This window comes from Flavobacterium nitrogenifigens, assembly GCF_003254565.1.
Classification (GTDB): Bacteria; Bacteroidota; Bacteroidia; order Flavobacteriales; family Flavobacteriaceae; genus Flavobacterium; species Flavobacterium nitrogenifigens.
On sequence record NZ_QJRI01000181.1, the window covers coordinates 1 to 13957 of the forward strand.

Below are 13957 nucleotides of genomic sequence, written 5' to 3' on the forward strand. Positions count from 1 at the left end.
GTCATCAAAAGTCCAGTTAATCGTGTAAGTCCCCTGAGCATTGTATGCCAATGGATCTGTCGTTGTCCCAGTCACTGTTCCTGCACAATTGTCTGTCGTTGTCGGCGCTGCTGCTGTCGCGGAGCATTCTCCCGTAATATCTGCTAATGTTGGTTTTACAGGTTTCTCCGTGTCTTTAACGATTACCTTTTGAGTAGCTGTTTCTACATTTCCGTTGCCGTCATTAAAAGTCCAGTTAATCGTATAAGTTCCCTGAGCATTGTATGCCAATGGGTCTGTCGTTGTCCCAGTCACCGTTCCTGCACAATTGTCTATGGCTGTCGGCGCTGCTGCTGTTGCAGAACATTCCCCTGTAATATCAGCCAATACGGGCTTGACAGGTTTCTCCGTGTCTTTAATGATCACTTTTTGGACTGCTGTTTCTACATTTCCGTTACCGTCATTAAAAGTCCAGTTTATGGTGTAGGTTCCCTGAGCATTATAAGTCAAAGGATCTGCTGTTGTTCCCGTCACTGTTCCTGCGCAATTGTCTGTCGTTGTCGGAGCTGCTGCTGTTGCAGAACATTCTCCTGTAATATCAGCCAATACAGGCTTAACAGGTTTTTCGGTATCACTAAATTTTACTGTAGAAGTAGCAGAAGTTGATTCACATCCAGAAGAATTCCTAACTTTTACTTTATAATCTCCATTGGAATTTACAACTAACTTAGAAGAAGTTTGACCAGAGATTGCAGCATTATCTTTATACCATACATAAGTTGGCGAATTTGCATTTGAATTCGCTGTTAAAGTCGTAGTTAAACATGCCGTTAAATTTCCAGATATAGTTGCTGTAGGTGAAGCATTTGTCGTTACTATGTAAGTAGTTGTTACTGGTCCATTACATCCTGCAGCACTTGCTGTGACTGTAGTTATTCCCGACCATCCAGCTGCATAAGTTACTGCTCCAGTAGCTGAATTTATAGTATTTCCGCCTGCGCTACTTGCAGAATCTAGGCTATATGTAATACCTGTTGAATTTGTTGCTGTTGTAGTTTTTGTTATTGTTTCAACTCCTTGGCAACGAGAAGACGTTGCTGGCGAAAATGGTGCAATAGACACATTCGGTGTTATGCTTACAATTCCTTGAATTGTTGCTTCTATACAAGGCGCAGTATGACCAACCGTTGTAATTGTATAAGTACCTGCTGCTGTTGGGTTTCCAGAAATTGTTACTGTTTTTGCATTAGCATCAACCGCAGCAGATAACCCTGCAGGCAAGTTAGATACTGTAGCATTTGTAGCACTTCCTCCAAAAGTATATACTGCACTAGGAACTGATGCTCCAGAACAAACTGTTGGATTTTGAGTACCACTTGTAAATACAATAGTAGAAGCATTATTTACAACAGCTGCAACAGCAATTCTAGACGTTGATGTACAACCTAACGATGTTACTGCTCCAACATAGTAAGTTGTAGTAGCTGTTAAAATTGGAGTATTAAAAGTGGTTCCTGTTTCTAATACTTTCGAACTTGTAGGATCAGCATACCAATTAATAGTCACTCCATTTGATGCAGTTGCGGTTAATTTTACTGATCCAGAACCACATATCGAACCTTCTGTTGTAGAATTTATTGTTGGAACTGAATTTATTGTTGCTTTAACTTCTGTTCTTGTTGGTGTTACACAACCATTATCTGTTGCCTCAACATAATAGGAAGTTGTTGTAGATAAACTTGGTGTCGTAAAACTCTCTCCTGTTCCTAATGATGAGCCTCCTGTAGAAGCTGCATACCAGTTAATCGTTCCTGCTGATGCTGTTGCCCCCAAAGTTACTTCTCCTGCACCACACCTTGAGTTAGGAGCAATTCCTGTAATTGTTGGTTTTGCATTAATAACAAAATTAACTGCCGCTCTACAATTCGCATTACCTGAACAAGCCGCATAATACGTTTTTGTTGTTGCTGTAGCAGTACTTGTCAATCCAGATCCTGTGACTCCTACTGGATTAAAAGAAGTACCTGTATAAATTGATGAACCACCTGTGGATGTTGTATACCATTCTATTTCTCCTATAGTATAGCTTACTGTTATCTGCATATAATCAACATATGCGGTAACTGTATTATTGCCGGACTTACTAATATTTGCAGCTAAAGCAATTCCAAAACCAGCATTATTAATCTCATCTGGCGTCCAAGTGGCTGTCCATAAATCAGCCCCACCACCATAAGTAACAACCGCTGTACTACTATTTGACCAAGTAACTGCGCTTTTTTTATTTTCTCCTACAATTGCATTTGCTTTAATTAAACTAACAACATTATCGGAAACATTGTTATTGTTATTATTACCAGTATTATTTAAACTTGCATAACGTCCAATTGTCACTGCAATTCCTTTTATTTTAGCATTTGCGGGAATAGAAAACTTAAAATCTCTTACGTGAAGGTATTTTGTGGTTCGATTATTATTACTGCTTGCAGATGCTACACCTGAACCATTTGAATTAGCTCCTGTAGGATTCAACCAATCAACTGACCCTATTCCGTCAACATTACTAGCTATACCAAACAGCGGTCCAATACTACTAGAAACCGCACAAGCTGAAGAAGCTGTCAATGATCCTGTTTCACCTTGACAAATAGTTACCCCTGTTGTTGTTGGGGCACCATCAACAGCATTAATAACAATACCAGTATTTGCAGCAGAAGTACATCCTTGTTCGTTTGTAGTTGTTACAGAATAAGTTCCTGGTACCAATCCAGAAAAAATACCAGTTGTACTATTTACCGAAGCAGATATAGGATTCGTTCCTGTTAAAGTATAACTTATTCCTGAATCATTTGCGGGTGTATTTACCGTTATAGTTCCAGTTGGAGATGCACAAGTTGTTTGTGTTACACTCACAGTTGGAGCTGCTGGTAAAGCTAAAATTGAAATATTATCAACAGCAGTACCTGTTCCGCTAAAATTTACACCTGGAACATTTGATTGGCCTGTACCTTCGTACGTTTTATTTGCACTACCATAAGCATTTGTAAATGCCGTTATTCTTCTAGTGGAATTGGCTATTGTACGTGTTGGGTCAAGATATAATGCTTGTGCATTTGCACTATAAGTTCCTGCAGCTATTGAAGTTGCTACTTTTCCAACTAAAGTTATGGTCACAACACCAATTTGTGCAATGTTAAATCCTCCAAAAACAGGATTATTAGCCGTAGCCGAATTCGATAGAGTTCCTGCTGGTCCCGAAGCTCCAGTAGAATAAACTGCCGTAGCTGAATCAAATTCGATACCTGGTGGAAAACTAAAATCCAACATTACACCAGCAGCATTTCCTGCTCCCGTATTTTTTATTTCGATTTCATAAGAAACTTTTTCATCAATAGCATTGCAAACCGCAGTAGTAGATAATGTTTTTACTTTTGTTTCAAGGACTGGAAAACAATTTGCATTAACCTGTAAATTTGGTGGCACGTCTGCAACTGTAAAAGTTGATACATAACCATCTTTTCCTTCAACAGCTCCATGATTAATTCCTTTTCCTGCATTAGATTTACCTGCAGCCCCACCAAGTACACTAGTTGTAATCGCAACTGTGCTTGAAACATTATGGCAGATAATTCCACCACCTCCACCTCCACCTGGTCCGTGTTCATTGTTATCGTCATTTTCAGTATTTCCTCCGGCACCACCGTTCGCTTCTATTTTTATATTTGCTGTACTATTATTAGAAACATTCAACAAAACTGTTCCTCCAGCTCCTCCTCCTCCTGCACCATCTGGTGAACTAGCATAAGTTCCTGGTGCTCCTTTTCCTCCATTAGCATAAATAGTACCGCTTCCTAAAACATTTCCAGCATTAATAAGGATAATTGCCCCTCCAACACCTCCTTTTACACCAGAAGACGCATTATTTGCATCTCCTGCGCCACCGCCACCGCCCATAATAAGTCTTGGGAATTTTGTAGTCGTAACATAAGATTTTGACCCTGGTCTTCCTGCTCCTGTAAGATAATTAGAAAAAAGATCTCCTCCTCCTCCTTGCCATCCAGCACCACCAAGACCACCAAAACCACCATTACCTCCTCCACCTCCACCGGTGTTGTGGTCATTACCTCCTCCTCCAGCATTGGCAGGAGCACCTCTTCCAGCAGAACCTCCAGGCATTCCTTCGACTGTACTTGCTACCTGATTAAAGCCATCCCACATATATTTAGGCGTACCAGCTATTCCTTCCCCTTTTCCAGAAACATTACTTTTTGAAGAGTCATCAACATAAGTTTTAGAATCGTTAGCATTCGAATCTGCTTTTGGACTATATCCTCCTCGAAACCCTCTTGCACTACCATCAATACTAAAACCATTAAAATTAAAAGTTCCAGAAACATTAAAAGCAATAATACCACCAGCAACTCCATTAAACGGTGGTGTAGTAATATTGGCTGTAAGGGTTAAATTAGAGTATTGAGGTACTCTCACTACTTGAAATGTTCTCTTTCCTCGTGTTGTCGTAGCATTTGCATTATAAAAACTATTCAAGACACCGTTATTAGCTCCAGTACCTTTGAATGTCAAATTTCCCCCCGATAAGGGTACACTATTCGTCGCAATTACATACTCAAAAACTCCAGTATTACCAAGAGACGTAAATCCTGTACCTCCTTGATTATCTGGGCCACTACTTGTTGTTCCAGAACCATAACTAATTGTATTTGTATAATTTATCGTTGCATCCTGCATTTGAATAATTAAAATCAAGTCTCCAGCTGAAATCGGAGTGGCTCCAAAATTATTCGAATATTGATCTGTTGCAGGCACTCCAGCTAACAAAATAGATTGAGCTCCCGCATTTAAAGTAATATTTCCTGAAATTGGATAGTACGTATTTACAGAGCTTGACACAGCAACAGGTCCATCAACTCCAGGGGTTCCGCATACTTGTGCGAATGAAGTTATTGGTAATACGGCAAATAAGATAAAAAGAATTAGTCTAGAAAATCCAGACTTACAAAAAGTAGAGTTACGCATAGACGACTTGTGTTTGTGGAACAGAAATTTTGGATACTAAAAAACGGAAGATCGTTTTTAGTATATGTGTGGGATACGTGAAAAAAAATAAATTGGATTTTGAAAAACTTGAAAAAGTTTTCCTGAGACTTACACAAAAAAAGGACATTATGTAGACCATGACATTGTATTAAAAAGACTAAAAAAGTCTCTCTGGTTTTAAAATAAGTAGATTTGGAAAGTGCGAAAGTATATCGCGAAACCAAATCGAACCTTATTATTCCGACAAAGTGCACATAAAGTCGTCAAACAACAGTTTTTAACAATTGTTCATCGGCTGAAAATCAAAATTTTGTAAACATTTGATAATGAAAGGACTGAATTTTCTTAAATAATTACGATAATTTAAAATTCTTACAGAATTTATTGACAAATAAGTAATAAAACGTAAGAAATAAAAAAGGCTAAGAAAAGTGCGCACGCAAGAAAACGCCTTGATAATCAGTAATATAAATAAAATAAAATATTTTAAATACTATTGTAAAAATTTAATATTACGCTTTAAACCATCAAATTTGGTTCTTTTGATAGGGGAATTTTTAAAGACTGTTCGGAAAGTTTCCTCTGTAATCTCTAACCAGTCTTTTTTAGTAAAAGAAAGCAAATCTGGATTCGGATTAAACAAAGGTTCTGAATGTGGTTTCGAAAATCGGTTCCATGGACAAACATCTTGGCAGGTATCACAGCCAAACATCCATTCATCAAATTTTCCTTTCATTTCTTCGGGAAGATTTTCTTTTAATTCGATGGTATAGTACGAAATGCATTTACTTCCATCTACAATATAGGGAGCAACAATTGCCTGCGTGGGACAGGCATCGATACAAGCGGTACAACTGCCACAATGATCTGTTACAGCATGATCATATTCTAATTCTAAATCAATAATAAGTTCGGCTATGAAGTAAAATGAGCCAACTTTTTGAGTAATCAAATTACTATTTTTTCCAATCCAACCCAAACCGCTTTTGGCTGCCCAAGCTTTATCCAAAACAGGTGCTGAATCAACAAAAGCACGTCCTGAAACTTCACCAATATTTTCTTGAATAGAATGAAGAAGTTCTTTTAGTTTATCTTTGATCACAAAATGATAATCTTGTCCGTAGGCATACTTAGAAATCTTAAAACTTTCGTCATTTTGAAAAGAATCTGGATAATAATTCAGTAAAAGCGACACAACACTTTTACCATCATCAACCAATAAAGTCGGATCTAAACGTTTGTCAAAATGGTTTTCCATATAAGCCATCTGACCATTCCGATTATTCTTTAACCAATTTTCAAGTCGCGGCGCTTCTTCCTCTAAAAAACCTGCTTTAGAAATACCGCAAGAAAGAAAACCAAGTCTTTTGGCTTCTTCTTTTATAAACTTCGAATATTTTTCTTTAGAATTAATCATCACCTTTCAGAAAAAACAACTTCAACATCAACAGGTTTTAAGGTAATCAAAGGATTAAAATTGACCGTATTTCTTACTGAAACAACTTTATACTTTTTAATAATATGGGAAATTGCCAAACACATTTCATAAATAGCAAAACCAGCACCAATACACATTCTTGGTCCTGCTCCAAAGGGATAAAAATATTGCATAGAATATTTTTTCTGTTCCCCTAAAAAACGATCTGGATTGAATTGTTCTGGATTATCCCAATATTTTGGATTTCGATGCAACTCATAAAAAGAAACACCAATTAAAGTATCTTTTTTTATAATAAACTCACCTAAAGAATCGTCCTCTACATTTTGTCTGTCTGTAATCCAAGCAGGCGGATACAAACGCATTGACTCATTCAAAACTGCATTTATATATGTCATTTTTTGGAGCTGTTCTACAACATTCTCACTTTCCGATTCAACTTTAAGAATTTCTTCAAATACTTTTTGCTGTACATCTAAATGGCTTCCGAGCAATTGCAATGTAAAAGTGAGAGCATTAGCCGTTGTTTCATGTCCAGCAATAAAGAGAATTTTAATTTCATCTATTAATTGTTCAACAGACATACCCTCTCCAGTATCTTCATAACGAGTTTCCAAAAGCATGTTCAATAAATCATTCACTTCATTTTGAGAAGCAACTCTCTCTTCAATAATACCTCTAATGATTGCATCATTTTCCTTCGCTAATTGAAGGTGATTTTTTACCTGACCGCTAATTGAAAACCACCATGCTTTATGTGGCAATCTAATTTCCTTAATTAGAAAATTCTGAACCGCCTCAATAATATATTTTATTCGGTTAAGTTTTTCTTCTTCAATAGAAAATTGAAATAATGATTTAGCGACAACATTAAATGCTACTTCGCTCATCATCGGAAAAAGATCTACTTTTTTATCTGTGACAATTTCATTGAGCTCAGAAACAATAGTTAGCTTCATATTATCAACCAACTGATTCATTTTTTGCTTATGAAAAGCAGGCTGAATAAGTCTTCTTTGTTTGAGCCAAAATTCTCCATCAACCGTTAAAAGACCTTTTCCTAAATATTTAGAAAGATAAACAGACTGGAATTTAGATTTATAATAATTCTTTTGATTTTTCTGTAGTATATACTGAGCAACGTCATTATCTCTTGACAAGATAATATGTCTTGATTTTCCAATTCGTATAGAAAAAGAGTCTCCAAACCGCTCAAAATATTTTTCATGATACGGTATCGGATTTCTACGAACTCCTTCAGCATCCATAAAAAATCTTAAAATAGAGAGCTTTGGCGGATAATTATACTTTTTACTTATAGACATTTCTATCAGTATTAAAACAACTCTCCTTGATTATTAGTATTTACTTTTCCAAGATGTTTATAGGCTTTATCTGTAACTTCTCTGCCTCGAGGTGTTCTCATAATAAATCCTTCTTGAATTAAAAAAGGTTCATAAACCTCCTCGATGGTTTCACTGCTTTCACTAACTGCTGTAGCCAACGTTGAAAGTCCAACCGGACCTCCTTTAAATTTATTGATAATGGTCAGCAATATTTTATTATCCATTTCATCTAGACCATGCGCATCTACATTTAGTGCTTTTAAAGCATATCTTGAAATTTCAATATCTATTCTTCCATTTCCTTTAATCTGTGCAAAATCTCGAACTCGTCTTAACAAAGCATTTGCGATACGAGGAGTTCCACGACTTCTTCCAGCAATTTCAATCGCCGCTTCTAAGTCAATAGGCATCTTTAAAATAGAAGCACTTCTCTCAACAATAGTAGTTAAAAGTTCGGTCGTGTAATACTGTAAACGTGAAGATATCCCGAAACGGGCACGCATAGGAGCTGTTAACAATCCCGATCGAGTTGTTGCTCCAATCAAAGTAAAAGGATTCAAATTGATTTGAACCGTTCTTGCATTTGGTCCCGATTCAATCATAATATCAATCTTGAAATCTTCCATTGCAGAGTACAAGTATTCTTCAACAACAGGACTAAGTCTATGAATCTCATCAATGAACAAAACATCTCTTTCGTCTAGGTTTGTTAGCAAACCAGCCAAATCACCAGGTTTATCCAATACTGGACCAGAAGTAATTTTAATACCAACCTGTAATTCATTTGCTAAGATATTTGCTAAAGTAGTTTTCCCTAGACCTGGAGGACCATGAAAAAGGGCATGGTCTAGCGCTTCACCACGCTGATTGGCAGCGGCAACAAAGACTTTCAAATTTTCCAAAACTTGATCTTGTCCGGCAAAATCATCAAATGATAGCGGACGCAATCTTTTTTCAAGATCTAACTCTTCTGAGTTGTATCCTTTAGTAGTAGGATCGAGATTTTCATTCATCCCACAAAGATATATAAACTAATCAGTTTGTAAAACAGTTAATCTGAACGATTAAAACTTTAACTATACAAAAAAGGCTGTCATTTCTGACAGCCTTTAATTATTTTTTTAGTGGTGTAAAACTTCTTCACCTTCTTTCATTGGTACATTTTGAGGAACAAAATCTACATCGTGATTAGGGTTACTGTAGTCATACGGCCAACGATATACGTGAGGAATTTCTCCTGGCCAGTTACCGTGAATATGTTCAACTGGTGTAGTCCACTCTAATGTAGTAGATTTCCATGGGTTTTGAGTTGCTTTTTTACCGTAGAAAATACTGCTAAAGAAGTTGTATAAGAATACTAATTGGAACGCACCTCCTACAAGAGCAAATGTTGTAATTAAAACATTCACATTTTGCAAATCATCAAATAATGGGAAGTTTGTATTAGTATAGTAACGTCTTGGTAAACCAGCTAATCCGATAAAGTGCATTGGGAAGAAAACTCCATAAGCACAAACTGCAGTTACCCAGAAGTGAATATAACCTAAGTTTTTGTTTAACATTCTTCCGTACATTTTAGGGAACCAGTGGTAAATACCAGCAAACATTCCGTAAAGTGCAGAGATACCCATTACTAAGTGAAAGTGAGCAATTACGAAGTAAGTATCGTGAACGTTAATATCTAATGTACTATCTCCTAAAATGATTCCTGTCAAACCTCCAGTGATGAAAGTAGAAACCATTCCGATAGAGAATAACATTGCAGGGTTAAATTGTAAGTTACCTTTCCATAAAGTTGTAATCCAGTTAAAAGCTTTTACAGCAGATGGAATTGCAATCAATAAAGTTGTAAAAGTAAATACAGATCCTAAGAAAGGATTCATACCTGAAATAAACATGTGGTGACCCCAAACGATAGTTGATAAGAATGCAATTGCAAGAACTGACATAATCATCGCTCTGTAACCGAAAATTGGTTTACGAGCATTTGTCGCCATAATTTCTGAAACAAGTCCCATCGCTGGTAAGATTACGATGTAAACCTCAGGGTGACCTAAGAACCAGAATAAGTGCTCAAACAATACAGGCGAACCTCCTTGGTAGTGTAAAACCTCTCCAGCAATATAGATATCAGATAAGAAGAATGAAGTACCAAAACTTCTATCAAAAATCAATAATAAAGCTGCAGATAATAAAACTGGGAATGAAATAACACCAATAATAGCTGTTACGAAAAATGTCCAGATTGTAAGAGGAAGTCTAGTCATAGACATTCCTTTAGTTCTTAAGTTAAGTACAGTAACAATGTAATTTAAAGATCCCATCAAAGAAGATGCGATGAAAATAGCCATAGATACTAACCATAATGTCATACCTGTTCCAGATCCAGGAATTGCTTGTGGTAATGCACTTAATGGAGGATAAATTGTCCATCCTGCAGATGCTGGTCCAGCTTCAACAAATAAAGAACATAACATTACAACTGCAGATAAGAAAAACAACCAGTATGAAATCATATTCATAAATCCAGATGCCATATCTCTAGCTCCAATTTGAAGTGGAATCAATAAGTTACTGAATGTTCCACTCAAACCTGCCGTCAGTACAAAGAATACCATGATGGTACCGTGAATTGTAACTAAAGCCAGATAAATATCATTTGCCATTACACCATCAGGTGCAAATTTATCTCCTAATAAAACATTAAATATTTTGAAAGACTCTTCTGGCCACGCTAATTGCATTCTAAAAAGCAAGGACATTGCAATCCCAATTACTCCCATAACAATACCAGTAATCAAGTATTGTTTAGCAATCATTTTGTGATCAATACTAAAAATATATTTAGTAATGAACGTGTCTTTATGATGATGTTCGTGCTCGTGATCGTGTCCGTGATCGTGACCGTGCGCTTCTGCTGACATATATTTGTACTTTAAATTTTCTTAATAATATTATTTCATCGCAACTTTAGCTACAGCCGCTTTAACAGTATCAACAACAGTTTTAACAGTGTCAATTACTTTTGCAGCAGTATCTGTAGTTGGTGCAGCTCCTTCAGCTGGTTTTTCAGCAGCTTTTGCAGCTTTAATATCCTGAGCTAAAGTAGTTTTTTCACTTAACCATTTTTTGTAATCTTCTGGAGTATCAACAACAACTTTCATTTGCATGTTGTAGTGAGAAGCTCCACAAATTTTATTACATAATAATAAATAATCAAATGTATAAGGGTCTAAAGCTGTACCTCCTTTTGCAACTAACTCAGTACTTTTTTCAGCTCTAAGTTTATTGATATGTGCTACTTTCTCAACCATAAATGGTAACTCTCTGTACTCTGAAGTTGTATAAGTTGGAACGAAAGCAAATTCAGTAACCATACCAGGAACACAGTTCATTTGAGCTCTAAAGTGAGGGAAGTAAGCAGAGTGCAATACATCCTGAGAACGCATTTTAAAGTGAACTTTTTTACCTTTAGGGATGTGTAATTCTGAAACTACGATATCGTCTTGAGCATTAGGATCTGACATGTCAACCCCTAATGTATTAACTCCTTCAATTAAACGTACGTTAGCTTTACCTAAAACATTGTCTTGTCCAGCATATCTTGCTGTCCATTTAAATTGTTGAGCGTATAATTCGATTTCGATTACATCTTCATCTTTATCAACAAACATGATGTTATTCCAAGCATATAATCCGTAAAGAATCAAACAAGCTAAAACAACAGATGGAATAATACTCCAGATTGCTTCTAGTTTATTACTATCAGCAAAGAATAATGCTTTTCTATCCTTGTTTCCTCTATTTTTAAAAGAAAACCAGTAAAGCAAACCTTGCGTAATAACTTGAACTGTAAAGATTAAAACCCAAGTAATATTCATTAAATTATCTACTAAACCACCGTGCTCAGAAGCAGGAGTATGAAGTACCAAATTACCCCATTTTAGTAAACCATAAATCGTAAATATATAAATGAAAGCTAAAAAGCCAAACATAATATATCCCTGAACGTTATTGTCATTATCTGATGCAACCTGAGAATCATCAGAAGACGATCCTACCTGAGTAAGATCAAATATCTTCGTCAATTGCCATAATGCAACCGCTAATAAAACTAAAACTATAATTACCAACAAACTTGTCATCTGTTTACTTCTTTAAATATTAATAATGAAAATGTTTACTTTCTTCGATGAAAGGATTTCTTTTTGCAAGCAAAGGAGATTTAGTTAATGCAGTAAATACAACAAATATAAATAAACCTAAGAAGAAAAGAATCGATGCAATTTCAGGAACTCCAATAAACCATTTGTCTCCTACTGTACCAGGCATAATCATATTAAAGAAATCAACATAATGACCTAATAATATCACAATACCTGCCATTACAATAACCCAGTTAAGACGTTTGAAATCAGTATTGATTAATATTAATAATGGGAAAACAAAGTTCATAACAACCGCTCCAAAGAAAGGAAGGTTATATAATTGAATTCTTGTTACAAAATAAGTTACCTCTTCTGGAATATTAGCATACCAAATCAACATGAATTGAGAGAACCATAAATAAGTCCAGAATACACTAATACCAAACATAAACTTAGCTAAATCGTGGATATGACTTGTATTTACATACTCTAAGTATCCTTTTGATTTTAAATAAATTGTTACTAATGCAATAGTTGTAATACCACTTACGAAGAAAGAAGCAAATACATACCAAGCAAACAATGTACTAAACCAGTGTGGATCAAATGACATAATCCAATCCCAAGCCATGATAGACTCAGAAACGATGAAGAATACTAAGAATCCAGCAGAAGCTTTGAAGTTCTTTTTGTAGTAAAGATCATCATTTGCCTCGTCTTGAGCTAAACAGTTTTTTCTAGAAAAATAACGGTATAAATTCCAACCTCCTAAAAAGATAGCAGCTCTTACGATCCAGAAAGGAAAGTTCAAATATCCAGATTTTCCAGCAATAATTGCATCATAATTAGCGTTTTTAGGATCTGTTACACCTTCACCTAACCAAACAAAGATATGGTTGAAGTGTAATCCGCATAAAACTAAGATGATAAAGAAGATAACAGAACCAGCTGGTAAATAAGCTGTGATACCTTGCATAACTCTAAACAAAACTGGAGACCAACCTGCTTGAGCAACTTGTTGGATAGCATAAAAAGCTAAAACTCCCATTGAAAGCAGTAAAAAGAAAATACAAGCTACATATACAGCAGACCAAGGCTTATTTTGCAATTGGTGCAATACGTGCTCTAAATGTTTTTCGTGCTCATTTGCACCAGAAACTTCAGCATGTGCAGCTCCTTTGTGAGCGTCATGTGCAGCTTCAGCAGCTTCATGATGACCTGCTTCTTTGTGAGATGCCTCCGCTTTTTCTTCATGTGCAGCACCATGTGAACCATGTTCATCTGCAGCTAGTATTTTTTCAACTTCTTGAATATCTTTTGGTGCACTTAAAAAACCATACCCAATTCCTAATAAACCAACGGCCATTAAGATGATAGAAAAAGTTTTTAATTTACTTGAAAATGTATACATATCTATTACGATCAGTTTGTTCAACAATTATAATTGGCTTCTTAGTTTCAGAACATAGTCAGCAACTAACCAACGTTCGTGAGCACTTAATTGATTTGCATGTGAACCCATTGCATTTAAACCATAAGTCTCAACATGAAAAATACTTCCTTCAGTGATCTCTCTGTCTTTATAGCTAGGTACTCCAAGAAATTTCTCTCTTTCAACCAATTTACCTTTACCGTTTCCAGTTGCACCATGGCAGCTAATACAGTAAATTTCGAAAAGTTCTTTCCCTTTTCCAGAGTTTTTCTCTTCTTCTGTCAATGGTGATTTTAGATTAGCTTTTGCTAATTCATAACCAGCCGTTGAATTTTCATATTCATAAGGTTCAAAACCTCTATTGATAGTTCCTGCAACAGGAAGCTGTCCTTCTTTTCCTCCCTTAAATATTTTTGCTTCTGAATATGGCTCGTAAGCAACAGACTCATACATATTTGGGAAATACTGATAGTTCGGTGCCGAATTATTGTGGCAAGATGAAACTAAAATAGTTATACCAACTAAAAGTGTTATTTTATATATCCTTTTCATAGCT

Annotated in this window: 8 protein-coding genes; all 8 read right to left on the reverse strand. The window is 35.9% G+C overall.

Annotated elements, in window-relative coordinates; all coding sequences use genetic code 11:
• A partial coding sequence (locus DM397_RS24115; protein WP_111379231.1) for a beta strand repeat-containing protein occupies positions 1–5016 on the reverse strand: 5016 nt, incomplete at its 3' end.
• Between the two features lie 514 nt (positions 5017–5530).
• The gene (queG, locus tag DM397_RS20070; RefSeq protein WP_111379232.1) at positions 5531–6454 is read right to left on the reverse strand and encodes a tRNA epoxyqueuosine(34) reductase QueG; all 924 of its coding nucleotides are present in this window, start codon (positions 6452–6454) and stop codon (positions 5531–5533) included.
• On the reverse strand, positions 6454–7800 hold the full coding sequence (locus DM397_RS20075) for a cytochrome P450 (RefSeq protein ID WP_111379233.1): 1347 nt from the start codon (positions 7798–7800) through the stop codon (positions 6454–6456). The genes queG and DM397_RS20075 overlap by 1 nt, the downstream gene beginning before the upstream one ends.
• A gap of 11 nt (positions 7801–7811) precedes the next feature.
• Positions 7812–8834 (reverse strand): Holliday junction branch migration DNA helicase RuvB, encoded by a 1023-nt coding sequence (gene ruvB, locus DM397_RS20080; RefSeq protein ID WP_111379234.1) that lies wholly within the window; start codon positions 8832–8834, stop codon positions 7812–7814.
• A gap of 108 nt (positions 8835–8942) precedes the next feature.
• Positions 8943–10745, reverse strand: coding sequence for a cytochrome c oxidase subunit I (locus DM397_RS20085; RefSeq protein ID WP_008466848.1), 1803 nt, complete (start codon positions 10743–10745; stop codon positions 8943–8945).
• Positions 10746–10775: 30 nt separating this feature from the next.
• A complete protein-coding gene (locus DM397_RS20090) occupies positions 10776–11966 on the reverse strand; it encodes a cytochrome c oxidase subunit II (protein WP_111379235.1) in 1191 nt (396 codons plus the stop codon).
• A 19-nt stretch (positions 11967–11985) separates the two neighbouring features.
• The gene (locus DM397_RS20095; RefSeq protein ID WP_111379236.1) at positions 11986–13380 is read right to left on the reverse strand and encodes a quinol:cytochrome C oxidoreductase; all 1395 of its coding nucleotides are present in this window, start codon (positions 13378–13380) and stop codon (positions 11986–11988) included.
• A gap of 27 nt (positions 13381–13407) precedes the next feature.
• A complete protein-coding gene (locus DM397_RS20100) occupies positions 13408–13953 on the reverse strand; it encodes a c-type cytochrome (protein WP_111379237.1) in 546 nt (181 codons plus the stop codon).
• Positions 13954–13957: the final 4 nt, after the last annotated feature.